The organism is Symbiopectobacterium sp. Eva_TO (assembly GCF_053848865.1).
Map to the genome: position 1 here is coordinate 3,729,894 of NZ_JBSPEY010000004.1, position 23,030 is coordinate 3,752,923.

Here is a 23,030-nt window from a genome sequence, read left to right on the forward strand (position 1 = left end):
TTCGACATGATGATGGGGTTTCTCTACCCTTAATAGGATATATGCAACATGTTAAGTCACACCGCCCGCGCCTTACGGCTCCTGCCTTTAGCCAGCTTACTGCTGACTGCCTGTACGTTGACCAAGCCCTCGGGTCCCAACGCAACGTTGGATTCGCCGGCCTGGTTACAACATAAGCAGCAGGTGCAACAATTGAGCCAGTATCAGACACGTGGCGCATTTGCCTATCTCTCCGATAGCAAGAAACTTTCGGCCAACTTTTTCTGGCAAGAGTCTTCCACGCAACGCTACCGTCTGCTGCTGACCAACCCGTTCGGCGGCACAGAACTGGAACTGCGCGCACAGCCCGATGGCATTCAAATCACCGATGGGCAAGATAAACGTTATATCGGCAAAGATGCCGAGTACATGCTGTCCCAATTGACCGGTATGCGTATTCCATTGACCAATCTGCGCCAGTGGATGATTGGCCTGCCGGGAGATGCGCAGCAGTTTACGCTGGATGAGCACGCGCGGCTCAGTACGGCAACGCTGGTACAAAACGGCTTTACGTGGGAAGTGAAATACCTCGGTTACGATGATAGCGTCACGCCCACCCTACCCAACGCCCTGGAACTGACGCAAGGCGAGCAACGCATCAAGCTGAAAATGAATAACTGGACGGTGCAATAAGCATGAGCGATGCGGCACAACTGACGCACTGGCCATCTCCGGCCAAACTAAACCTGTTTCTGTATATCACCGGTCAGCGCGCCGACGGGTATCACCTGCTGCAAACGCTGTTGCAGTTTCTGGATTATGGCGACACAGTCGACATCCGATTACGCAACGACGGCATTATCCAGCTACTCACCCCACTGCCCGGCGTGCCTGACGACACCAATCTGGCCGTACGCGCGGCTCGTTTGTTACAGGCCTACAGCCAGGAGCAGGGGCGCACACTGACCTATAACGGTGCTGACATCGCTATCGATAAATGCCTACCAATGGGCGGTGGTCTGGGCGGCGGATCTTCCAACGCTGCTACGGTGCTGGTTGCGTTGAATCATCTGTGGCAATGTGGCCTTGATGAGGACACGCTGGCGCAGTTGGGATTACGGCTAGGCGCAGATGTACCGGTGTTTGTACGCGGGCATGCCGCTTTCGCCGAAGGCGTTGGTGAGATACTGACACCCGCCTCACCACCGGAAAAATGGTATCTGGTGGTACATCCCGGCGTCACCATTCCGACCCCGTTGGTGTTTAGCGATCCGGACTTACCACGCGACACACCGGTACGCACATTAGATGAGCTACAAAAACAGACTTTCGTCAATGATTGTGAATCTACCGTAAGAAAACGTTTTCGCGAGGTTGAACAGCGACTTTCTTGGCTGCTAGAATACGCACCGGCGCGCCTGACAGGAACGGGAGCTTGTGTGTTTGCCGAATTCGACACCGAATTCGCCGCTCGTCAGGTGCTTGACCAGGCCCCGGAAACGCTGAACGGTTTTGTTGCGCGTGGCGTGAACACCTCGCCGCTGCACCGTGTGCTTTCCGGGCAACGTTAAGCGTTGAAAACATTTTTACCCCGTATGGCGGGTTTATGCATTAAGTTCAACGCTTAACTCATACACCCGTATGCATATTTTACCTGCTGCCTCGCAACGCCCTCGAGATACCGGGTACAATATTTCTCTGGACGCAAGCCTGAGGTTCTTCTCGTGCCTGATATGAAGCTTTTTGCTGGTAACGCTATCCCCGAACTAGCGCAACGTATTGCCAACCGTTTATACACCAGCCTGGGAGACGCTGCTGTAGGTCGCTTTAGCGACGGTGAAGTCAGCGTGCAAGTCAATGAAAACGTTCGTGGTGGCGACATTTTCATCATCCAGTCCACCTGTGCACCAACCAATGACAACCTGATGGAGCTGGTTGTCATGGTCGATGCTCTACGCCGCGCGTCAGCGGGACGTATTACCGCCGTTATCCCCTATTTCGGCTATGCTCGTCAGGACCGCCGTGTGCGTTCTGCTCGTGTACCGATCACCGCCAAAGTGGTCGCTGACTTTCTGTCAAGCGTAGGGGTTGACCGTGTGCTGACCGTGGACCTGCACGCAGAACAGATTCAAGGCTTCTTCGACGTTCCGGTCGATAACGTTTTCGGCAGCCCGATTCTGCTGGAAGACATGTTGCAGCAGAATCTGGAAAACCCGATTGTGGTTTCTCCGGATATCGGTGGTGTTGTGCGTGCACGTGCCATTGCTAAACTGCTGAACGACACTGACATGGCGATCATCGACAAACGTCGTCCGCGCGCCAACGTCTCTCAAGTGATGCACATCATCGGTGATGTCGCAGGGCGCGACTGCATTCTGGTCGACGACATGATCGATACCGGTGGCACACTGTGCAAAGCGGCAGAAGCATTAAAAGAACGCGGTGCCAAACGCGTCTTTGCTTATGCCACTCACCCGATTTTCTCCGGCAATGCGTATGACAACATCAAGAATTCGGTGATTGATGAAGTGATCGTCTGCGATACCATTCCACTGTCGGAAAATATCAAAGCACTGCCTAACGTGCGCACACTGACACTTTCGGGCATGCTGGCAGAAGCTATTCGTCGCATCAGCAACGAAGAGTCTATTTCTGCCATGTTTGAACATTAATCAACAGCGTCTGATCTTGACCCACCATCTCCGGACAGCTTTTGTATCTTAAGTTAACGATGCCCGCTGGCGCCGATATTCTCTTGGGGAGTTGTATCCCAGCGCACTGTGCGGATGGTTTTCATTGTAATGATTGAACGCCGCTGCAAGGTTCTTCAGCGCTGTTCGCACATCGGGTTTTGGCATGAAGGCGATGTAATCTTCCTTCATCGTCTTCACGAACCGTTCTGCCATGCCGTTACTCTGTGGACGGCTCACTGCTGTTGTGCAGGGCTCCAGATTCAGTTCTCTGGCGAACTTCCGCGTTTCATGCGCTGTGTACGCTGAACCATTATCCGTCAGCCATTGCACTGGTTTATCCGGCAGCGCGCTACCGAAGCGTTTTTCCACCGACCTCAGCATCACATCCTGCACGGTTGAACTGTCATAACCCCTGGTGCTCGCTGCCCAGTCTATGGCCTCCCGGTCGCAGCAGTCCAGTGCCGAACGTCACCCGCAGCTTCTCGCCGTTGTCACAACCGAACTCGAAGCCATCTGAGCACCAGCGCATATCGCTCTCTGCTACCGCGATTTTGCCTTTATGCTCCCGCTTCGGACGTTCAGTTTTATCATGCAACAGCAGCAGGTTATGCTCGCTCATTATCCTGTAAAGCCGTTTGGCTTTCACCGGTGGAAGTCCCTCTGCACGACGTTGCTTACGCAGGATACCCCACACTCGGCGGTAACCGTAACTGGGCATGTCGCTGATGATACGGAGGATGTCCGATAATATCTCAGCATCAGCTTCGTCATTACGCCGGTTGCTGCGCCTGTCCAGCCAGTCGGCAGAACGGTTAACCCGCAGTGACAGCTGCGCACACGACACGCTCATGGCGCGGCTGACCAGAGCTATTCCCATATCGTTATACACATTTTTCTAACGCACTTTTTAATCAATGAGTTACGGGTTTATCTCAGAGTGGCATTTTGAACCTCAAAAAGCCAATGGGATGGCTTGAATGCCTTAATTCACGGGGTTCTGAGCATCCTGTTCAAAAAATGGCCAAAAGATGTGTATAACGATATGAGCTATTCCCCGTCCTTTGGCAACAAGGGCGCGTGCGCTATCCATTTTCGCGACTGGCGGTACTCCACTGCTTCTTTGAGGATCTCAACTTCCATCGTCTTCTTACCCAGAAGGCGCTGTAGCTCCCGGACCTGCTTGAGGGCAGTCGCCAGCGCCGAAGCTGGAACCACTTCTTCTCCGGCCGCAACGGCGGTGAGGCTTCCTTCCTGGTATTGCTTCTTCCACTTAAACAAAAGGCTGGGCTGGATGCCATGCAGGCGGGCTACATGGGAGACGTTCATCCCCGGCTCCATTGTCTGCTGAATGATGGTGATTTTCTCTTGCGGAGTTTTACGCTTACGGACTTCTTGCCCTAACAGGATCCCGGTCATTTCAAAATTAGCATGATTGTTAGACATATATCTAAGCCTATCTCTTATCTGGAGATACAGCTACTGTCTGGTGTTACAGGGGGCTACATCACTGACGGTTTCCATGAAGCGGCGAACCTTGTTCAGTCACTGCCACATTGAACAGCATTGATGATTGCGGGTAATAGTTTCATGCAACGCCTGCCATAACCGCTCTACATGATTTACCCATGGTGAGTACACCGGCTGATAAATAACCCTGAATTTCGGGTTTTCTTCCAGCCAGCGCTGCGTCTCCCGGCTTTTGTGAATAATGTAGTTATCAACTATCAGCGTGAGCGTTTTTGCCCGTCTGTACGTTGCTCTCAGATGCTCTAACATACTGATAAACAAACACGAACTTTTACTGTTTCCTCCAACATAGCTGACTTTTCCCGTCCCGCTGTGTAATGCACCCGCCAGATAATATTTCTCGTTCTGGCCCGGCGTCACGATGCGTTTCTGCTTCCCGCGAACCTGCCAGTCCGCGCCAATTTTGGGATTCAGATGAATATCCACTTCGTCTTCGTAAAAGACGGGATGTTCCGCGCTGCATTGTTCCAGCGCCATCGCGATGGCCTCCATTTTTTCTTCCTTATGCGGGTCGCGGATACGCAGCGTAGGAGCTGCGCGTCGCCACACCAGACCGGCAGAAGGCCGCCAACGGCGCACCGTGGAAGCATGCAACTGGCAACCGGTTATCTCATTGATTTTTATCGCTAGCAGTTCCGTGCTCCAGCGCGAACGCTGATAGCCAAAATCATGAGGGGAACGCTTTACGAGCTGGATTAACAGTGCGCAGATCTGTTCAAACGGCCAGCGACGGCCACGACCGGGCCGCAGAGATTTGAGGCCTTCAATGCCGTACAGGGTGAGCCAGTTAATCCATCTGCCGATTGACGAACGGGCGCAGCAAAGCATTCTGGCGACATCGCTCACGCGCTCGCCCCGGTGCAACATCAGGATGGCGGTCAGCCTGCGGGCGTGATTCTTGTCACGCGTTTTATGGAGAGTTTTCTTCATCACGCGTCGTTCGTTACGGGGTATCGGTGCTATGCTCGACATCGCTCAGTCCGGTTGATGATTTGGGAGCTTTATCGATTGATCAGATCGCTCAACTCGGACTGAGTTCCCTTCAGGTGATCTACTATTCGGAACAGTTATTTAGGGTGGCGTTTTTTATTTCTCGTGGATATGGTCACGTATTGCACATAATATCGTTTGGCGTGGCAATAATATTGCATGCGAACAGTGGCTATGATTATTTACGGGGTCAACTACATCGCAGGAGGAATATAATCAGCACGCAAAGTGGGTATTATCTGCAAGCAGAAAAAAACATCCTGGCGCCTGCCGAACAAGCAGGCGTCTGGTATCATTAGGAATGAGGTTGCTGACGGCGGCAGCGTTTATCAAAATGCTTTACCCACCAATAGCGATCGGCGACGGCTTCACGGCCGCCAATGCGTGCCCCAACCAGCCAGGTCATGGCACCAGCGAAAATGGCCATTAGGTCGAAATAGGTAAAGTAGGCGGGCAAGTTCAGCTCAGGTAATTGGCTGATAATGGTGAAGGCGATCCCCCCGACCATTAACACCATACCGATGCCCATAAATACGTTGCCCAGCATGACAGCATTTTTGCGTTTCATCTGTCACCTCCTGTAAGGGTGAGGTAAAATACGTGACCGTTCGGAAAAATGAAAATGCTACGTAACCGTCCTTGTTCTGATGTAATTATAGACGCTGTAGGCAATAAGGTATTGCGTAGGCGATCACAGATAAGCAAATGTCGAAACGTTTTTTTACATTTAGTGCTGACCAAATGCGAATATAATTAATAACAAAATTGAATTATTACCAAAGTAAATTGTTTCCAGCCATTTTTTGCTACACGTTCGTCGAGCGCGCGACAAACAACCTGCTGAAGGCTTTTTCACTGCCCTACTCCTGTGTAAACTACGCGTTTGACTTTCTTTTATCGGGCGTCGCGAGACGCAAAATCTGGGACTTAACGTGAGCAGTATCAAATTAATCGTCGGATTGGCGAATCAGGGAGCCGAATACGCCGCCACGCGCCACAATGCCGGTGCCTGGTACGTTGACCAGTTAGCTGAGGCTTATCGGCAATCGCTTAAGGAAGAGGCTAAGTTCTTTGGCTATACCGCGCGCCTCACTCTGGCCGGTCATGATGTTCGCCTGCTGGTGCCAACCACCTTTATGAACCTCAGCGGTAAAGCCGTGGCGGCAATGGCAACCTTTTACCGCATCCAACCGGATGAAATTCTGGTAGCGCACGATGAACTGGATCTTTTACCTGGGGTTGCCAAACTGAAACTGGGCGGCGGACACGGCGGGCACAACGGCTTGAAAGACATCATGAGCAAATTAGGTAACAACCCTAATTTTCACCGCTTGCGCATTGGCATCGGCCATCCAGGCGATAAAAGTAAGGTTACCGGTTTCGTGCTGGGCAAACCACCCGCCAGTGAACACATGCGGATCGACGGCGCGATCGACGAAGCCATTCGCTGCACCGAGATTTTGCTGAAAGACGATATGGTGAAAGCAATGAATCGACTGCACGCCTATAAACCTGCGTGAAATGATATTCCCGCGCAGTCGGTTCGAGTTAATGCGCCATTCCGTGTATAATTGGCGCTAACGTATTTATTTGTTCAGATGAGAAACATAACCATCTGATTGATAAGCTATTTAAGGTGATAAAAATATGGGATTCAAGTGCGGTATCGTTGGGCTGCCTAACGTGGGTAAATCTACGCTGTTTAATGCATTGACCAAAGCCGGTATCGAAGCGGCCAACTTTCCGTTTTGCACCATAGAGCCCAACACTGGCGTGGTGCCGATGCCCGACCCGCGTTTGGACAAGCTGGCTGAGATTGTTAAACCGCAACGTATTCTCCCCACCACGATGGAGTTTGTTGATATCGCGGGTCTGGTAAAAGGTGCGTCCAAAGGTGAAGGTCTGGGCAACCAATTCCTGACTAACATTCGTGAAACGGAAGCGATCGGCCACGTGTTGCGTTGCTTCGAAAACGACAACATTATCCACGTTGCGGGCAAGGTCGATCCGGCAGACGACATTGATACCATCAACACAGAACTGGCGCTGGCGGATCTCGATACTTGCGAGCGTGCACTGCACCGTGTGCAGAAGAAAGCCAAAGGAGGCGACAAAGACGAAAAAATTGAACAGGCCGCGCTGGAAAAATGTCTGCCACAGTTGGAAAAAGCGGGTATGCTGCGCGCGCTGGATCTGAATGCTGAAGAGAAAGCAGCCATTCGTTACCTGAGTTTCCTTACGCTCAAGCCCACCATGTACATCGCTAACGTCAATGAAGATGGCTTTGAAAACAACCCTTACCTGGATCGGGTGCGCGAAATCGCTGCCAGCGAGGGTTCTGTGGTTGTCCCGGTGTGTGCCGCGGTAGAATCCGACATCGCCGAGTTGGACGATGCAGATCGCGAAGAATTTATGGCAGAACTGGGGCTGGAAGAACCGGGTCTGAACCGCGTGATCCGTGCCGGTTATGAACTGCTAAACCTGCAAACCTACTTTACAGCAGGCGTAAAAGAAGTGCGCGCCTGGACCATCCCTGTCGGTGCGACGGCCCCACAGGCTGCAGGTAAAATCCACACCGATTTTGAAAAAGGCTTTATTCGCGCGCAAACCATCGCGTATGAAGACTTTATCACCTACAAAGGTGAACAAGGCGCGAAAGAAGCAGGGAAAATGCGTTCTGAGGGCAAAGAATACATCGTTAAAGATGGCGATGTGATGAACTTCTTGTTTAACGTGTATTAGTCGCGACTTGATCTGACACTGGACCTTGAAAGGTTGAGAGTTACCGGTTTTGATATGGGTGTCGAATCCTTATACAAAACACGAGGTAACTCTCATGCTTCATACTAACAATCCCATCATCAAACACAAAGCCGGCCTGCTCAATCTCGCCGAAGAACTCGGTAACGTATCAAAAGCCTGTAAAATCATGGGGGTGTCACGCGACACGTTTTATCGCTATCAGGAACTGGCGGCAGAAGGCGGCATTGACGCTCTGGTTAACCAAAACCGCCGGGTTCCCAACCTGAAAAACCGTGCTGATGAAGCCACTGAACGTGCGGTTGTTGATTACGCCATTGAGTTCCCGGCTCATGGCCAGCACCGGACCAGTAATGAGCTGCGTAAAAAAGGCGTCTTCATTTCTGGCAGCGGTGTGCGCTCCATCTGGCAACGACACGATCTGGAAAACTTTCGTAAGCGCCTGAAGGCACTTGAGGAAAAAGTTGCCAGAGAAGGCATCGTACTTACTGATGCTCAAATCGCTGCACTGGAGAAGAAGGCGCACGACGACGAAGCCTGTGGTGAAATAGAGACTGCTCACCCGGGTTATCTGGGGTCGCAGGACACCTTCTACGTGGGTAATCTGAAAGGTGTTGGCCGTATCTACCAGCAGACGTTCGTGGATACGTACTCGAAAGTGGCGCACTGCAAGCTTTACACGAGTAAAGCACCGATCTCTGCCGCCGACCTGCTCAATGATCGCGTGCTGCCGTTCTACGAAGCTCAGGGGCTGCCAATGCTAAGAATACTGACGGACAGGGGGGGACGGAGTACTGCGGTAAAGTTGTAGTGGTCAACTAATATTGGCCACCGCATTAGACTGTATGTAGAACAGTCGCTCAGATTCGTTTGGAGTTAAGCCGCCGTTATACCAGTGAGGCCGGATAGCGCTGTAATACCCCGTGATGTAGCGGATAATCGCGTCCTGGGCTTCGCTGAAGCTGTTGTAACCCTTTGTCGGCACCCATTCTGTCTTCAGGCTGCGGAAGAACCGCTCCATTGGCGCATTATCCCAGCAGTTACCCCGCCGACTCATACTCTGCTTTATCCGGCAGCGCCACAGGGCTTGCCGGTATTGACGGCTGGTATAGTGGCTGCCCTGGTCGCTGTGGAACATGACTCCTGTTGGTTGTCCCCGGAGTTCCCAGGCCATCTGCAACGCTTTAACTGTCAGCGCCGAGTCCGGCGACGTCGACATGGCCCAGCCCACCGGTTTGCGGGCGAACAGGTCTAGCACCACCGCAAGGTAAGCCCAGCATTTGCCCGTCCAGATGTAGGTCACATCGCCGCACCAGACCTGATCCGGCGCGGTAACCGCGAACTGGCGGTTGAGATAGTTCGGTATTTCAACGTGTTCATTGCCGCCGCGTTTGTATTTGTGAGCCGGTCGCTGGAAGCTGGCGATACCCAGCTCCTTCATCAGCTTGCCAGCCAGCGCCCCATTTTGACACCAGAGCTGCCGGTGACGATGGTCGCGATACTTCGAGCGCCGGCAGAGCCGCCGCTGGCGTTCCAGGCTTCCATGACGCGACTACACTTAACCACGCGCTCACCGTCGGGTTCATTAGCGGAAGCCTGCCAGTGCCTGTAGCTGCTGCGATGTACCTCAAAAGTTTGGCACAACGCCGTGACCGGGTATCGCGCCCTCAGCCTGTCGACTACCGTGAACCGTTGAGTGAGTCCGACATTAAGAGCGCCGTAGCCTTTTTTAGGATTTCGTTCTCCATTTCAAGGCATTGGACTTTTTTCTTCATCTCACGCAGCTCGAGCTGTTCAGGGGTAAGAGGAAGTCCCGTTGGCGTTTTTCCCTGTCGTTCAAGGCGAAGCTTATTGACCCAGCGACTAATGGCAGAATGGCTGACATTAACCGCCTCTGCGGCCTTAACGTATGTGTAGCCGTGGTCGACAACCAGCTTTGCGGCTTCGAGCTTAAATTCCGCCGTAAAATGTTTACCCATGAGGTCACCTGTCGTGTTGATGAGGTGAGCATATCACCTCCGATCAGGTGGCCAGTATCGGTGTGCCACTACACACAGCCTAAGCTACCGACCCAAGGTGGCAGAATTGATTAAAGGGCTGTAACGAGAAAAGCTTTCACAACCAGAGAGAGAATACCCAAAATTCCAGCGCTCAGCATCCAGCGCATTAACTTCTGCTCAGCGCGAATACCCGCCATTTCAAGCTGTAAATCCTTGCGGACGATTTCCATATCCTTGCGCACGTTGCCAATCTCTGCGGACAGATCCTTACGCACATCGGCTATCTCTGCGAATAGGTCCTTACGGACATCGGCTATCTCACGCTTCACCTCGGCGATATCAGCGGACAGGTCTTTGCGCACATCGTCGAGATCGCGCTTTGTAGCAAGATCTGCTACCTCGTGTGATTTTCGCACAACAAGAGATATCGCCTTGGCCTGGTCTTTCGGCAACCCGGCGTTTTCCAGCGTTTCAACGAACTCTTGAGTATCAAATGCGACTTGGCCCATAGGGGATCCTCCTGTGTTAAGCCAAGTGTAAGCGATCTGAGCGCCAATCTGCAAAATTTTGAAAGTTCGGTTTGACAACGCACGCAGCTATCGGGATACTGACCGCACTAGAAGCAGTCAAGCGGTAATCCGCACCCGATAGCCATGCGGCTTTTTTATGCCCGTAAAACGGGCGTAAACACATCCGAAGGCCGGGTGGAGAGGCGTAATACAATACCCGGAAGGGGAATATGCCCGGAGCTACTTGACTTGCTCTAGTTGACGCCCGGCTACCAGCTACTACTAGCTGGCGGCTGCAAACTGAAAAAGTCAAGGATGCCAAATATGGCTACTCAAATCACTACTAAAAACTTATCATTAGTTAACTACCGCACTGTTCCTGTTGTAACCACTGAGATGCTGGCTCTACTTTATAAAACGGAACAAAAGTATATTCGACAAAATTATAGCAGAAATGAAAATCGCTTCGTCAGTGGTAAGCACTTCTATAAAGTTGAAAATGAAGAATTAAATCAGCTGCGAGCCTCTCAAAGAGGTTTGCAAATTTCTCCCAAAACTCGCAGTCTCATCCTCTGGACAGAACGAGGAGCAGCCAGACATGCAAAGATGCTTGAAACCGATCAAGCATGGGATGTGTTCGAGCAACTGGAAGATTGCTACTTCAATCTGAAAGAATCGAAACATCTAACGTGCAAAACAAAATCATTACCGGGCAAATTAACTATCGAACAACAAGAAGCCATCAAACAGTTAGTGATTAATCGTGGTCGAAGCGTTCCGCAAGAGCATCAGGGCAAAGCAACCATCACGCTGTGGTCAGCACTGAAAAGCCACTTCGGTTGCAGCTATAAAGAAATTCCCGAAGATAATTTTACCGAAGCGTTATCTCTCACCGCTCGTGTACCAATTGAGGGGGAATTTATCGGCAGAGCATCTTCACAAAATACCTTTCCTGCTATCTCTGGCAGAATTGTTCTCGACTATGCAGATGGCAGTGTGACACGGACAGAGGTGGTCGCCTCCAATTGTTTTATAGGTGATATTGAAACACTATTAGGCTGTGTCCCTTAATCCCATGAGTTATACTAACTGTTTGTTTATAAATCATTTTTAACTACGACTCGCTACGACCTTCCCGATGAAGCATGGGCTATCATCCAGCCCTTACTCCCTGCTGAACCAGCAACACCACAGGCCGGACGCCCATGGGCTGAGCATCGCATGATTATCAATGGCATGTTCTGGGGGCTGTGCTCTGGTGCCCCATGGCGTGATTTACCTGAGCGATACGGCCCATGGAAAACCGTTTATAACCGCTTTAACCGATGGTCAAAATCGGGAGTCATTAACATTATTTTTAATAAGTTACTTTCATCACTTGATGCCCATGGCCTCGTGGACTGGTCAGCGACTGCGCTGGATGGTAGCAATATCAGGGCGCTGAAATGTGCTGCCGGTGCTCAAAAAAACATCCCGATATCACCGGAGATAATGGACTGGGTCGCTCTCGAGGTGGTTTTGGCACCAAAATCCATATGGATACAGACGGAAGTGGTCTTCCGTTAAACATCGTGTTGAGCCCCGGTCAGGCTCATGGAAGTCAGTTTGCACTACGTCTTTTGGACGGTATTGGTGTTCAACGCCAGAACGGCAGTATGAAACGCCGTGGTCATGCGGTACTCGCTGACAAGGCGTACTCCGGGCATGTATTACGTAACGAGCTGAAAAACAGAGGTATAAAAACTGTCATCCCCCGAAAATCCACTGAAAAAATGGCGGTGGATGGTCGTTCAAAGCTCGATCGTGACGCCTACCGCAATCGGAACGTTGTTGAGCGGTGCTTTGGCCGTCTGAAAGAATACCGTCGCATTGCGACACGTTACGACAAAACGGCGAGGAATTATCTGGCAATGTTGAAACTGGGCTGCATCCGCCTGTTTTACCAGAGGTTATGTAATTAAGAGACACAGCCTAGAACACTTGGAAAAGCGTGGTGTCGTTGTGCTTACCAACGAAGATGAGCGCCGAAACTTCGTCAAAGAGAATCTGATGCGGTTGATTAACTGATCAAAAGATCAGCTAAAATACTTGACTGTCCGGACGTCCGGACACATAATACCCCCATGCTGCGGCAAAAGCGCGCAGGACATGAAGCCTCAACTCCCTCTGGTGGTTGGGGCCTTCGCTCTACGCTATTTTTTATCAAGCGGTCAGCATTCCTGTGCGAGAAGCTAAAGTGTTTTGTAAATGCATAAATATCTACACAAGTATAAAATCTCCTAGGAAAACAGGTAGTTACGACTAGAAGGCGTCTCCGGTAACATTTTGATTTATAGGCTATTTTTAGACTTGCATGGATTGTTACAGTCAGTAATATTTTTTCCAAAGAAATATTTTTATAGATATTGATTTATTAAAAATTGTATTTATAGTTTGCTTGGTCAGTTATGTGGTTCTCTCTTTATAGCATCTACTAGATAGGGGTAAAAATATGTTGGCTGACTTGGTAAAAAGAAGAAAGCGAGGCCTTGGATATATCCCTGATTTACCTGACATCAGAGATTATACTTATCAACCAAAAGACTCAGTAATGTCATCTCTTCCCCGCAATTTCAATATTGAGATTGATTTTCCTGTCTACGATCAGGGCAAAATTGGTTCATGTACGGCTAATGCATTGGCGGCTGCATTTCAATTTGAAAGAAAAAAACACAGAGAGTTACCCGATTTTATGCCGTCAAGGCTTTTTATTTACTTTAATGAACGCTTTATTGAAAGAAGTATTAATTATGATTCAGGAGCATCTTTACGTGATGGAATAAAAAGTCTTCATAAAGTTGGATGTTGTCCAGAAAGTATCTGGCCGTATGATGATACTCCCGCAGATGAAAGTACGGGGGAATTTCCGGCTAACTCTCTAGCTAAGAAAAAACCGAGCGATCAATGTTATGAAAATGCGCGGCAACATTTTATTACCCAATACCATCGAATCAAACAGGATATAAATCACATAAAGTTTTGTTTGGCTTCCGGTTCTCCTTTTGTTTTTGGTTTTACGGTATACAGTAACTGGTTTAATCAGAAAGAGTTACCAGTGGTGATACCTATGCCATCTGAAAAGGATAACGTGGAAGGAGGGCATGCTGTTCTTTGTGTGGGCTATGATGATAGTAAAGAACTGTTCAAGTTTCGCAATTCTTGGGGGGATAGTCTTGGAGAAAAAGGATATTTTTATATTCCATATGATTACTTGTTAGATAAAAGGTTGTCATCTGATTTTTGGGTCATCACTTGCGTGAAAAGTTAACTGAATGAATAAAAAATAGATTATTCCTATTCATCCTCTCATTCTTCAATGATTACTAATTTTAAGGCTGCGCACCTGCGTGACCATCTCATTAGGCCAAACACACGTTTCATCATCAGGACTGTGGTGATGGCCATATCTGAGTAGTGGAGCGGTCGTCCACGCCGTTCAGTAGTCGTTTTTTCCGTCCATGCAGCAATGGCTGATTCATCTAGCCATACGGTTAGAGAACCGCGCTGCTTGAGAGCCTTGTTATAGGACATATCGTTATACACATCTTTTGGCCATTTTTTGAACAGGATGCTCAGAACCCCGTGAATTAAGGCATTCAAGCCATCCCATTGGCTTTTTGAGGTTCAAAATGCCACTCTGAGATAAACCCGTAACTCATTGATTAAACAGTGCGTTAGAAAGATGTGTATAACGATATGGGTTATAGGAGGGCCAGTTAGTGATTTTAAAATTTTGTTTTGCCATGGAGACCTGATGTTGAAACAACTATGGTGATCTGATCCGATGATTACCCAAACTTTCTATTTATTCAACAAAGCCGGTCAACTATGGAAAGCTGTAAATCACATCACTGCATTCATGCCCTATTATTCTTCATGGATAAGAATATTGATTGTATTCGGTTGCCGCAGCGCTGAGGCCAGACTGTCAAAATGGAATGAATGGGATTTTGATAAGTGGCTGTGGATAGTACCGAAAGACCACAGCAAAACCGAGACGCCGATAATTAGACCGATACCCGAAAAGATACGACCTTACCTACAAGAGCTAAAAAGCCATAATTTAAAAACAGGATATTTATTGGGAGAACTAAAAAATACTGAAACAGTTAGTTCATGGGGCATCAGAGTATGGAAGATGCTTAATCAAGAACAGGCTTGGACACCTCACGATCTGCGCCGGACGCTGGCAACCCGACTCAATGATATGGGAGTCGCCCCGCATGTCGTAGAGCAGCTTCTAGGCCATGCTATGCCGGGAGTAATGGGTATTTATAACCGGAGTCAGTATTTGCCGGAGAAACTGGACGCGCTAAATCGGTGGATGGATAGACTTGATGAACTGGCAGCGAAGAGTGTGCTACCGGATGGATTAATTAAACGGTAGGTGAACGGATTTTTATTTATTAAAAATATTTCCATGTCAAAAATAAATGTATGGAAATAGAGAGAAATAAATCTGAATGTCCTATTCCAGGGTGGATAAGAATAACCGCTTCTCCGCCCTGTTTACTTTCTTATCTAACTCTGAAAACATGCTTAAAAATACTGAAACATGGAGATGATAGCGTGGCTCATAAATACGTTTACCCCACGGATGAAGAACGCCGCAAGTTGCTTAATTCCGTCAACGAACCCTACGAACGTTTTATTCGTGAAGATGAAAGGCACAAGCTTACCGCAATAGGAAAAATCAGTGCGTGGAAGTGGGAACAGGAAGGACGATTTCCCAAACGAATTGGTAATGCCTTCAAATAGTTGGCTTTTGTGATATTCTGCCGCTATTTGAGGTTTCCACGTGGTTACTGTTTTTGTTCATTGCCCTCGCTGCCATTCAGATAAAGTTTATCGACATGGCCTTAGTCCAACTAAGCGCGAACGCTTCCGGTGTCAGTGCTGTCGCCGTGTATTCCAGCTTACCTACCGCTATGAAGCGCGAAAGCCGAGAGTCAAAGAGCAGATCGTTGATATGGCCTTCAACGGTGCCGGTGTTCGCGATACCGCCAGAACGTTGAAAATCGGCATCAATACGGTCATCCGGGCTTTAAAAAGCTCTCGCCCCGCAGGATAACGTCTTCTCCCGTTGCTCACGCCGACGTCGCCCTTATCTGTGAACTTGATGAGCAATGGAGCTTCGTTGGCAGTCAGGCGCTACAGCACTGGCTCTGGTACGCTTACAATACCAAAACGGGCGGTGTTCTGGCCTACACTTTTGGCCCCCGAACCGATGAGACCTGCCGTGAATTGCTGGCTCTGTTGACACCGTTAAACATCGGCATGATTACCAGTGACAACTGGGGCAGCTATGCAAGAGAGGTTCCGAAGCAGAAACATCTGACTGGCAAGATCTTCACGCAACGCATAGAGCGCAATAACCTGACGCTCCGTACCCGCATTAAACGACTGGCGCGTAAAACGATTTGCTTCTCGCGCTCCGTCGAGCTCCACGAAAAAGTCATCGGAGCCTTCATCGAAAAACACATGTTCTACTAATTGGAGTCATTACCCCCGCCAATACAGTACTGGAGGGAAGAATACTCTGTTGGGTATTAGCAAGCGTGGAGATAAAAACCTTCGCCGATTGCTGTAGTGGCACACTGATACTGGCCACCTGATCGGAGGTGATATGCTCACCTCATCAACACGACAGGTGACCTCATGGGTAAACATTTTACGGCGGAATTTAAGCTCGAAGCCGCAAAGCTGGTTGTCGACCACGGCTACACATACGTTAAGGCCGCAGAGGCGGTTAATGTCAGCCATTCTGCCATTAGTCGCTGGGTCAATAAGCTTCGCCTTGAACGACAGGGAAAAACGCCAACGGGACTTCCTCTTACCCCTGAACAGCTCGAGCTGCGTGAGATGAAGAAAAAAGTCCAATGCCTTGAAATGGAGAACGAAATCCTAAAAAAGGCTACGGCGCTCTTAATGTCGGACTCACTCAACGGTTCACGGTAGTCGACAGGCTGAGGGCACGATACCCGGTCACGGCGTTGTGCCAAACTTTTGAGGTACATCGCAGCAGCTACAGGCACTGGCAGGCTTCCGCTAATGAACCCGACGGTGAGCGCGTGGTTAAGTGTAGTCGCGTCATGGAAGCCTGGAACGCCAGCGGCGGCTCTGCCGGCGCTCGAAGTATCGCGACCATCGTCACCGGCAGCTCTGGTGTCAAAATGGGGCGCTGGCTGGCTGGCAAGCTGATGAAGGAGCTGGGTATCGCCAGCTGCCAGCGACCGGCTCACAAATACAAACGCGGCGGCAATGAACACGTTGAAATACCGAACTATCTCAACCGCCAGTTCGCGGTTACCGCGCCGGATCAGGTCTGGTGCGGCGATGTGACCTACATCTGGACGGGCAAATGCTGGGCTTACCTTGCGGTGGTGCTAGACCGGTTCGCCCGCAAACCGGTGGGCTGGGCCATGTCGACGTCGCCGGACTCGGCGCTGACAGTTAAAGCGTTGCAGATGGCCTGGGAACTCCGGGGACAACCAACAGGAGTCATGTTCCACAGCGACCAGGGCAGCCACTATACCAGCCGTCAATACCGGCAAGCCCTGTGGCGCTGCCGGATAAAGCAGAGTATGAGTCGGCGGGGTAACTGCTGGGATAATGCGCCAATGGAGCGGTTCTTCCGCAGCCTGAAGACAGAATGGGTGCCGACAAAGGGTTACAACAGCTTCAGCGAAGCCCAGGACGCGATTATCCGCTACATCACGGGGTATTACAGCGCTATCCGGCCTCACTGGTATAACGGCGGCTTAACTCCAAACGAATCTGAGCGACTGTTCTACATACAGTCTAATGCGGTGGCCAATATTAGTTGACCACTACATGCTTGTTCAATGTGCGCGGGTATTTATCCTAAGAATTGACCATCAATCAGCGAGATTGGCTGATTGGGTAAGGTCTCAGTTGGGCAGGAAACATTCTTGCGTTGTGTGCTGTGCATTAGCAAATAAATTAGCTCGAATAGCTTGGGCAATAACGACACGAAATACCGTGTTTGAACAGTAATGCAGGTCTAACAGTCAGCAATTTAACGAAGTTACCCATCTGGTTTTGCGAAGACTGATTATTGATGACATGAACGGCCTGACGGCCTGATATAAAACCAAAAAATGAAAATGGCTCAATGAAGTCGATGGCCTTTTTAGGAATATCAGGTGCGAAACTCATCGTGGCGCGGGCATCCTTGGCCATAAAGACGCCGGATAGATTTAAGCAAGCCCACCATTAATCAAAGATCAGTGTTGCAAAAATGGGGGTGACCATAGATTCATTGAGGGCTTTACAGGGTTTTGTTTACTCGATTTTTAAACTGATTAAATTGTCGCTGCATTGTACAGACTATTCGCTGCTCAGCAAGCGAGCAAAGACAGTGAAGATCAGCATAAAAACGCCAACCCGTGGTGAAATCGCACATCTGGTCATTGATGGAACCGGCCTGAAGGTCTTTGGCGAAGGCGAATGGAAAGTCCGGCAGCACGGTGCCGACAGACGCAGGGGGTGGCGTAAGCTGCATCTGACAGTAGACAGTGCGACGCATGAGATTATCTGTGCGGATTTGTCGCTCAGTGGTACGACTGATGCACAGGCTCTACCGGCACTGATAAACCAGACCCACCGGAAAATCAGAGAGGCATCGGCTGACGGCGCTTACGATACAGGTTACTGCCATGATGCTCTGCTGAGGAAGAAAATAAGGCCGCTTATCCCGCCGCGAAGGGGGGCGCAATATTGGCCGGACCACTACCACGAGCGTAACCACGCTGTTGCAAATCAGCGCCTGAGCGGCAGCAACGATACCTGGAAAAAGAAAGTGGGCTATCACCGACGCTCAGTGGCTGAAACGGCCATGTTCCGGTTCAAAACGCTTCTGGGTGGTCATCTAAGTCTGCGTGACTACGATGCTCAGGTGGGTGAAGCCATGGCGATGGTCAAAGCGCTTAACCGGATCACGCTATTAGGAATGCCGAACAGTATTCGCATCACGTAACAATCGACCCGATGGGGCACAGTCGTTACAAGTTCTGATTTATTCAACAAAGCCCATTTTCAATTAAATCGTGTCGATGAGGTTGGCATGCTGCTGCGTGCCGTCAATCAATCAGGCATGAATTTTCGCACCTTTGTGGATGACGTGAACGGACAACTGAGAGAAGTCCGCAGCGCCTGCGGTGCTATCGCCCATGACAACCTGACATTAAGCCAGCGTTGCGAGGATACGGCGCAAAGCCTGCAAAATACGGCAGCATCGATGGAACAGTTGACCGCTACCGTCAAGAATAACGCGACCGCCTCTCACATGGCTTCGCAATGTGCCATGGATGCCAACAGCGCCGTTGACGTGGGTGGAAAAGCGGTACAGCAAGTTGCCAGCACGATGGACACCATGACGCAATCCAGCCAAGCGATTAACGATATTATTAACGTGCTGGACAATCTGGCCTTTCAAACCAATATCCTGGAGCTCAATGCCGCCGTAGAAGCGGCACATGCAGGCGATCAGGGGCGAAGCTTTCCCGTGGTAGCAGGCGAAGTGCGCACGCTGGCGCAGCGCGACCGCTGCCAAAGACATCGCGAGCATTATTGACACTACCATCGATAACATCAGTCGTAGTGACAAACTGGTGCACCACACCAGTGATTCGATGGGCAATATTCTTACTCAGGTACAACAGGTCACACAGTTGGTGGGTCAGATCAGTCTGGCAACCCAGGAGCAGTCCATTGGACTCAATCAGATTACTGATGCGGTTAATAATATTGACGAGCTAACACGCCAAAATACGCTGTTAGCCACTCACTCAAGCTCCGCGATCGACTGTCTGGAAAAGCAGATTTCCACCATGGCAGACGCTGTTTCTGTGTTCAGCACGGTGCGCAGATAATGACCTGATTTTTATGTGCTTTCTTTTTCAGCAAACCGCCGCGACATGACTGTCGGTGGTTTGTCTCGCCCTGGTTTTCTTGCTAGAGTAGCGGAAGTATTCTTGCCGAGAGACGCGTGATGAAAATCGCTATTTACAGCACCAAGCAGTACGACCGTAAATTTTTGGAAAAAGCGAACCAGCAGTTTGGTTACGAGCTTGAATTTTTTGATTTTATGTTAAGCGCGCAAACGGCCAAAACGGCGGTGGGCAGTCAGGCGGTATGTATTTTTGTTAACGATGACGGCGGCCGCGAGGTACTTACCGAACTGGCACAGTTAGGTGTAAAAACCCTCGCTCTGCGCTGTGCCGGGTTTAATAATGTGGACCTGGATGCGGCGAAAGCGTTAGGCATTAACGTGGTGCGTGTACCCGCCTATTCACCAGAAGCCGTTGCCGAGCATGCCGTTGGGCTGATGCTCAGCCTCAACCGCCGCATTCATCGCGCCTACCAGCGTACCCGCGATGCCAATTTTTCTCTTGAAGGCCTGATTGGATTCAATATGCATCAGCGCACGGCAGGGATCATCGGCACAGGGAAAATAGGCATCGCGACCATGCGTATCCTGAAAGGATTCGGTATGAAGCTGCTGGCCTTCGATCCCTATCCGAATCCTCAAGCGTTGGAGCTGGGCGCGCAGTACGTTGATTTGCACACGCTGTATGCGCAGTCTGATGTCATTTCTCTGCACTGCCCGCTGACCCCGGAGAATCACCATCTATTGAATGCTGACGCCTTTTCGCAAATGAAAGATGGTGTGATGATCGTCAATACCAGCCGTGGGGGGTTGATTGACTCACAGGCAGCCATTGACGCCTTGAAACAGCAAAAGATTGGCGCGCTCGGGATGGATGTGTATGAAAACGAACGCGACCTGTTCTTTGTTGATAAATCAAACGACGTGATTCAGGACGACGTGTTCCGTCGTTTATCCTCTTGTCACAACGTACTGTTTACCGGTCATCAGGCCTTTTTGACCGAAGAGGCATTGCTCAGCATTTCTCAAACAACCCTGAGTAACATCAAGCAACTTGCCCAGGGTGAATCCTGCCCTAATCAGTTGGGCGTATAACCCTGACCGGCGGGCAATAGAAACTCAGCCCGCCGGACACATCCCATTCAGTAACGATGATTCATCGCAACGTTTACCGTTGGCTAAATAGCTGTTCCTAATACCGCTACACTTTTGCCTGTCCATGTTTTCCACTGGGAAACGGGCTGACGGTTTCCATGAAGCGGCGAACCTTGTTCAGTAACTGCCACATTGAACAGCATTGATGATTGCGGGTAATGGTTTCATGTAGTGGCACACTGATACTGGCCACCTGATCGGAGGTGATATGCTCACCTCATCAACACGACAGGTGACCTCATGGGTAAACATTTTACGGCGGAATTTAAGCTCGAAGCCGCAAAGCTGGTTGTCGACCACGGCTACACATACGTTAAGGCCGCAGAGGCGGTTAATGTCAGCCATTCTGCCATTAGTCGCTGGGTCAATAAGCTTCGCCTTGAACGACAGGGAAAAACGCCAACGGGACTTCCTCTTACCCCTGAACAGCTCGAGCTGCGTGAGATGAAGAAAAAAGTCCAATGCCTTGAAATGGAGAACGAAATCCTAAAAAAGGCTACGGCGCTCTTAATGTCGGACTCACTCAACGGTTCACGGTAGTCGACAGGCTGAGGGCGCGATACCCGGTCACGGCGTTGTGCCAAACTTTTGAGGTACATCGCAGCAGCTACAGGCACTGGCAGGCTTCCGCTAATGAACCCGACGGTGAGCGCGTGGTTAAGTGTAGTCGCGTCATGGAAGCCTGGAACGCCAGCGGCGGCTCTGCCGGCGCTCGAAGTATCGCGACCATCGTCACCGGCAGCTCTGGTGTCAAAATGGGGCGCTGGCTGGCTGGCAAGCTGATGAAGGAGCTGGGTATCGCCAGCTGCCAGCGACCGGCTCACAAATACAAACGCGGCGGCAATGAACACGTTGAAATACCGAACTATCTCAACCGCCAGTTCGCGGTTACCGCGCCGGATCAGGTCTGGTGCGGCGATGTGACCTACATCTGGACGGGCAAATGCTGGGCTTACCTTGCGGTGGTGCTAGACCTGTTCGCCCGCAAACCGGTGGGCTGGGCTATGTCGACGTCGCCGGACTCGGCGCTGACAGTTAAAGCGTTGCAGATGGCCTGGGAACTCCGGGGACAACCAACAGGAGTCATGTTCCACAGCGACCAGGGCAGCCACTATACCAGCCGTCAATACCGGCAAGCCCTGTGGCGCTGCCGGATAAAGCAGAGTATGAGTCGGCGGGGTAACTGCTGGGATAATGCGCCAATGGAGCGGTTCTTCCGCAGCCTGAAGACAGAATGGGTGCCGACAAAGGGTTACAACAGCTTCAGCGAAGCCCAGGACGCGATTATCCGCTACATCACGGGGTATTACAGCGCTATCCGGCCTCACTGGTATAACGGCGGCTTAACTCCAAACGAATCTGAGCGACTGTTCTACATACAGTCTAATGCGGTGGCCAATATTAGTTGACCACTACACCCCGATATCGTAGGATTTGGCGCATCGCCTGATGGTCTTGTGGGGGATGATGGTCTGATTGAAATCAAGTGCCCCAATACATGGACGCATTTAGAGACCATTAAGACAGGCAAACCAAAACAGCAATATCTGCTCCAAATGCACGCACAAATGATGTGTACGGGCAGGAAATGGTGTGATTTTGTCAGCTATGACGACAGGCTACCGCCAGACCTTGCCTATTACCAGTTGAGAATTCATCAGGACGATAAACGGGTTGCTGAAATAGAGGAGGCGTTAATGCAGTTCCTGGCTGAACTTGAAAGAGAACTTGAGGCTATTAGACATTTAGCCAAGGTAGCCGCATGAGTGCATGCACGTCGTCGGGCGGCTGTGCAAACAGGTGAGTCGCCTGACGCGAGAGGGGGAGTTGCTGAAAGCTGGAGGGTCGAGCAGGAATCGAACCCGCATCTTACGGTTGGGGAACACGTACGCTCTTCCACACTAAGCTACCGACCCAAGGTGGCAGAATTGATTAAAGGGCTGTAACGAGAAAAGCTTTCACAACCAGAGAGAGAATACCCAAAATTCCAGCGCTCAGCATCCAGCGCATTAACTTCTGCTCAGAGCGGATACCCGCCATCTCAAGCTGTAAGTCCTTGCGGACTAAAGATATCTGAGCTTCAGTTTTCTCGAAGCGAGCCTGCATCTGAGCTTCGTTCTTCTCGAAGCGAGCGTCAATATCCTTACGCACATCGGCTATTTCTGCGGACAGGTCCTTGCGGACATCGGCTATCTGCGCGTCGGTCTTCTCGAAGCGAGCTTGCATCTCTTTGCGTACGTCTTCAAGGTCACGCTTGGTAGCAACATCCGCCACCTCATGAGACTTGCGCACAACGAGCGAAATAGCCCTAGCCTGTTCTCTGGAAATGCCAGCGTTTTCAAGCTCTTCTGACGCCTGTAATGTATCAAATGCAACCTGGCCCATAGCGGATCCTCCTGTGTTAAGCGAAATGTAAGCGATCTGACCGCCCATCTGCAAAATTTTACCCGTTAGTCCTCTGATAATC

20 protein-coding genes, 1 tRNA gene and 10 pseudogenes are annotated in these 23,030 nt (G+C 50.4%); 20 read left to right on the plus strand and 11 right to left on the minus strand.

The window, feature by feature from the left end; all coding sequences use genetic code 11:
* Positions 1 to 48 precede the first annotated feature (48 nt).
* From lolB to prs, 3 genes are all read left to right on the plus strand, one after another.
* Positions 49 to 672, plus strand: a complete 624-nt coding sequence (gene lolB / locus ACWWJF_RS22025; protein WP_455870577.1) for a lipoprotein insertase outer membrane protein LolB — start codon at positions 49 to 51, stop codon at positions 670 to 672.
* 2 nt (positions 673 to 674) lie between these two features.
* Positions 675 to 1,550, plus strand: coding sequence for a 4-(cytidine 5'-diphospho)-2-C-methyl-D-erythritol kinase (ispE, locus tag ACWWJF_RS22030; RefSeq protein ID WP_455870578.1), 876 nt, complete (start codon positions 675 to 677; stop codon positions 1,548 to 1,550).
* A gap of 153 nt (positions 1,551 to 1,703) precedes the next feature.
* On the plus strand, positions 1,704 to 2,651 hold the full coding sequence (prs, locus tag ACWWJF_RS22035; protein WP_195313487.1) for a ribose-phosphate diphosphokinase: 948 nt from the start codon (positions 1,704 to 1,706) through the stop codon (positions 2,649 to 2,651).
* A gap of 48 nt (positions 2,652 to 2,699) precedes the next feature.
* On the opposite strand, the pseudogene ACWWJF_RS22040 reads toward prs, so the two are convergent.
* The 4 genes and pseudogenes from ACWWJF_RS22040 to ychH all read right to left on the minus strand — a co-directional run.
* Positions 2,700 to 3,546, minus strand: a pseudogene (locus tag ACWWJF_RS22040) (IS3 family transposase); the annotation flags it as partial.
* 174 nt (positions 3,547 to 3,720) lie between these two features.
* Positions 3,721 to 4,088: pseudogene (locus ACWWJF_RS22045) on the minus strand (transposase); the annotation flags it as partial.
* A 126-nt stretch (positions 4,089 to 4,214) separates the two neighbouring features.
* Positions 4,215 to 5,171 (minus strand): IS630 family transposase, encoded by a 957-nt coding sequence (locus tag ACWWJF_RS22050; protein ID WP_455870579.1) that lies wholly within the window; start codon positions 5,169 to 5,171, stop codon positions 4,215 to 4,217.
* A gap of 313 nt (positions 5,172 to 5,484) precedes the next feature.
* Positions 5,485 to 5,757, minus strand: a complete 273-nt coding sequence (gene ychH, locus ACWWJF_RS22055; protein WP_222160621.1) for a stress-induced protein YchH — start codon at positions 5,755 to 5,757, stop codon at positions 5,485 to 5,487.
* A gap of 364 nt (positions 5,758 to 6,121) precedes the next feature.
* Here ychH and pth point away from each other — a divergent pair, with 364 nt between their 5' ends.
* The 3 genes and pseudogenes from pth to ACWWJF_RS22070 all read left to right on the plus strand — a co-directional run.
* Positions 6,122 to 6,709 (plus strand): aminoacyl-tRNA hydrolase, encoded by a 588-nt coding sequence (gene pth, locus ACWWJF_RS22060; protein ID WP_455870580.1) that lies wholly within the window; start codon positions 6,122 to 6,124, stop codon positions 6,707 to 6,709.
* A 127-nt stretch (positions 6,710 to 6,836) separates the two neighbouring features.
* Entirely contained in the window at positions 6,837 to 7,931 is a 1,095-nt protein-coding gene (ychF, locus tag ACWWJF_RS22065; RefSeq protein WP_455870581.1) for a redox-regulated ATPase YchF, read from the plus strand.
* A 94-nt stretch (positions 7,932 to 8,025) separates the two neighbouring features.
* Positions 8,026 to 8,756, plus strand: a pseudogene (locus tag ACWWJF_RS22070) (helix-turn-helix domain-containing protein); the annotation flags it as partial.
* 7 nt (positions 8,757 to 8,763) lie between these two features.
* Here the strand turns inward: ACWWJF_RS22070 and ACWWJF_RS22075 are convergent.
* Together ACWWJF_RS22075 and ACWWJF_RS22080 are read right to left on the minus strand one after the other, a co-directional pair.
* A pseudogene (locus tag ACWWJF_RS22075) lies at positions 8,764 to 9,928 on the minus strand (IS3 family transposase).
* A 110-nt stretch (positions 9,929 to 10,038) separates the two neighbouring features.
* A complete protein-coding gene (locus ACWWJF_RS22080; RefSeq protein WP_455870582.1) occupies positions 10,039 to 10,458 on the minus strand; it encodes a coiled-coil domain-containing protein in 420 nt (139 codons plus the stop codon).
* Positions 10,459 to 10,782: 324 nt separating this feature from the next.
* On the opposite strand from ACWWJF_RS22080, the gene ACWWJF_RS22085 reads away from it, so the two are divergent.
* The 3 genes from ACWWJF_RS22085 (at position 10,783) to ACWWJF_RS22095 (ending at position 13,765) form a co-directional block, all read left to right on the plus strand.
* Positions 10,783 to 11,529 carry an ORF6N domain-containing protein gene (locus ACWWJF_RS22085; RefSeq protein ID WP_455870583.1) on the plus strand — a complete coding sequence of 249 codons (747 nt, stop codon included), beginning with the start codon at positions 10,783 to 10,785 and terminating at the stop codon, positions 11,527 to 11,529.
* 18 nt (positions 11,530 to 11,547) lie between these two features.
* Positions 11,548 to 12,419 (plus strand): IS5 family transposase gene (locus ACWWJF_RS22090; RefSeq protein WP_455871208.1). Its coding sequence is split into 2 segments (ribosomal slippage): positions 11,548 to 11,920 and positions 11,920 to 12,419, totalling 873 coding nucleotides; the frame shifts between segments, so codons are not numbered across the junction.
* 530 nt (positions 12,420 to 12,949) lie between these two features.
* A complete protein-coding gene (locus tag ACWWJF_RS22095) occupies positions 12,950 to 13,765 on the plus strand; it encodes a C1 family peptidase (RefSeq protein ID WP_455870584.1) in 816 nt (271 codons plus the stop codon).
* A 92-nt stretch (positions 13,766 to 13,857) separates the two neighbouring features.
* On the opposite strand, the pseudogene ACWWJF_RS22100 reads toward ACWWJF_RS22095, so the two are convergent.
* A pseudogene (locus ACWWJF_RS22100) lies at positions 13,858 to 14,028 on the minus strand (transposase); the annotation flags it as partial.
* Positions 14,029 to 14,281: 253 nt separating this feature from the next.
* Between ACWWJF_RS22100 and ACWWJF_RS22105 the strand changes: the two are divergent.
* The 6 genes and pseudogenes from ACWWJF_RS22105 to ACWWJF_RS22130 all read left to right on the plus strand — a co-directional run.
* Positions 14,282 to 14,884: a site-specific integrase gene (locus ACWWJF_RS22105; protein WP_455870585.1), complete on the plus strand. Its 603-nt coding sequence runs from the start codon at positions 14,282 to 14,284 to the stop codon at positions 14,882 to 14,884.
* Between the two features lie 182 nt (positions 14,885 to 15,066).
* Positions 15,067 to 15,255: an AlpA family phage regulatory protein gene (locus tag ACWWJF_RS22110; protein WP_455870586.1), complete on the plus strand. Its 189-nt coding sequence runs from the start codon at positions 15,067 to 15,069 to the stop codon at positions 15,253 to 15,255.
* Between the two features lie 40 nt (positions 15,256 to 15,295).
* A protein-coding gene (locus ACWWJF_RS22115) for an IS1 family transposase (protein WP_455870587.1) occupies positions 15,296 to 15,990 on the plus strand; the annotation gives its coding sequence in 2 pieces (ribosomal slippage) (positions 15,296 to 15,539 and positions 15,539 to 15,990; 696 coding nt in all).
* Between the two features lie 13 nt (positions 15,991 to 16,003).
* A pseudogene (locus ACWWJF_RS22120) lies at positions 16,004 to 16,084 on the plus strand (transposase); the annotation flags it as partial.
* A 71-nt stretch (positions 16,085 to 16,155) separates the two neighbouring features.
* Positions 16,156 to 17,324 (plus strand): IS3 family transposase gene (locus tag ACWWJF_RS22125; RefSeq protein WP_455870571.1). Its coding sequence is split into 2 segments (ribosomal slippage): positions 16,156 to 16,411 and positions 16,411 to 17,324, totalling 1,170 coding nucleotides; the frame shifts between segments, so codons are not numbered across the junction.
* Between the two features lie 7 nt (positions 17,325 to 17,331).
* Positions 17,332 to 17,514, plus strand: a pseudogene (locus tag ACWWJF_RS22130) (IS110 family transposase); the annotation flags it as partial.
* Here the strand turns inward: ACWWJF_RS22130 and ACWWJF_RS22135 are convergent.
* Positions 17,461 to 17,700, minus strand: coding sequence for a hypothetical protein (locus tag ACWWJF_RS22135; RefSeq protein ID WP_455870588.1), 240 nt, complete (start codon positions 17,698 to 17,700; stop codon positions 17,461 to 17,463). The pseudogene ACWWJF_RS22130 and the gene ACWWJF_RS22135 sit on opposite strands and share 54 nt — an antisense overlap.
* 76 nt (positions 17,701 to 17,776) lie before the next feature.
* Between ACWWJF_RS22135 and ACWWJF_RS22140 the strand changes: the two are divergent.
* The 3 genes and pseudogenes from ACWWJF_RS22140 to ACWWJF_RS22150 form a co-directional block, all read left to right on the plus strand.
* A pseudogene (locus tag ACWWJF_RS22140) lies at positions 17,777 to 18,496 on the plus strand (IS5 family transposase); the annotation flags it as partial.
* 57 nt (positions 18,497 to 18,553) lie between these two features.
* Positions 18,554 to 19,391 (plus strand): annotated as a pseudogene (locus ACWWJF_RS22145) (methyl-accepting chemotaxis protein); the annotation flags it as partial.
* A gap of 119 nt (positions 19,392 to 19,510) precedes the next feature.
* Positions 19,511 to 20,503, plus strand: coding sequence for a 2-hydroxyacid dehydrogenase (locus ACWWJF_RS22150; RefSeq protein ID WP_455870589.1), 993 nt, complete (start codon positions 19,511 to 19,513; stop codon positions 20,501 to 20,503).
* A gap of 106 nt (positions 20,504 to 20,609) precedes the next feature.
* Here the strand turns inward: ACWWJF_RS22150 and ACWWJF_RS22155 are convergent.
* Positions 20,610 to 20,735: pseudogene (locus ACWWJF_RS22155) on the minus strand (IS630 family transposase); the annotation flags it as partial.
* A gap of 68 nt (positions 20,736 to 20,803) precedes the next feature.
* Between ACWWJF_RS22155 and ACWWJF_RS22160 the strand changes: the two are divergent.
* A protein-coding gene (locus tag ACWWJF_RS22160; RefSeq protein WP_455868400.1) for an IS3 family transposase occupies positions 20,804 to 21,972 on the plus strand; the annotation gives its coding sequence in 2 pieces (ribosomal slippage) (positions 20,804 to 21,059 and positions 21,059 to 21,972; 1,170 coding nt in all).
* A gap of 15 nt (positions 21,973 to 21,987) precedes the next feature.
* Positions 21,988 to 22,329 (plus strand): YqaJ viral recombinase family protein, encoded by a 342-nt coding sequence (locus ACWWJF_RS22165; protein WP_455871209.1) that lies wholly within the window; start codon positions 21,988 to 21,990, stop codon positions 22,327 to 22,329.
* A 72-nt stretch (positions 22,330 to 22,401) separates the two neighbouring features.
* Here ACWWJF_RS22165 and ACWWJF_RS22170 read toward each other — a convergent pair.
* A tRNA-Gly gene (locus ACWWJF_RS22170) sits at positions 22,402 to 22,479 on the minus strand.
* 16 nt (positions 22,480 to 22,495) lie between these two features.
* Entirely contained in the window at positions 22,496 to 22,948 is a 453-nt protein-coding gene (locus ACWWJF_RS22175) for a hypothetical protein (RefSeq protein WP_455871210.1), read from the minus strand.
* Between the last annotated feature and the right edge of the window lie 82 nt (positions 22,949 to 23,030).

Excerpts from the sequence above, each read along its gene's own strand:
- lolB (WP_455870577.1), top strand. The coding sequence starts at position 49 with ATGTTAAGTCACACCGCCCGCGCCTTACGGCTCCTGCCTTTAGCCAGC.
- ispE (WP_455870578.1), top strand. The coding sequence starts at position 675 with ATGAGCGATGCGGCACAACTGACGCACTGGCCATCTCCGGCCAAACTA.
- ACWWJF_RS22050 (WP_455870579.1), bottom strand. The coding sequence starts at position 5,171 with ATGTCGAGCATAGCACCGATACCCCGTAACGAACGACGCGTGATGAAG.
- ychH (WP_222160621.1), bottom strand. The coding sequence starts at position 5,757 with ATGAAACGCAAAAATGCTGTCATGCTGGGCAACGTATTTATGGGCATC.
- ychF (WP_455870581.1), top strand. The coding sequence starts at position 6,837 with ATGGGATTCAAGTGCGGTATCGTTGGGCTGCCTAACGTGGGTAAATCT.
- ACWWJF_RS22080 (WP_455870582.1), bottom strand. The coding sequence starts at position 10,458 with ATGGGCCAAGTCGCATTTGATACTCAAGAGTTCGTTGAAACGCTGGAA.
- ACWWJF_RS22085 (WP_455870583.1), top strand. The coding sequence starts at position 10,783 with ATGGCTACTCAAATCACTACTAAAAACTTATCATTAGTTAACTACCGC.
- ACWWJF_RS22095 (WP_455870584.1), top strand. The coding sequence starts at position 12,950 with ATGTTGGCTGACTTGGTAAAAAGAAGAAAGCGAGGCCTTGGATATATC.
- ACWWJF_RS22105 (WP_455870585.1), top strand. The coding sequence starts at position 14,282 with ATGATTACCCAAACTTTCTATTTATTCAACAAAGCCGGTCAACTATGG.
- ACWWJF_RS22135 (WP_455870588.1), bottom strand. The coding sequence starts at position 17,700 with ATGGCCAAGGATGCCCGCGCCACGATGAGTTTCGCACCTGATATTCCT.
- ACWWJF_RS22150 (WP_455870589.1), top strand. The coding sequence starts at position 19,511 with ATGAAAATCGCTATTTACAGCACCAAGCAGTACGACCGTAAATTTTTG.
- ACWWJF_RS22175 (WP_455871210.1), bottom strand. The coding sequence starts at position 22,948 with ATGGGCCAGGTTGCATTTGATACATTACAGGCGTCAGAAGAGCTTGAA.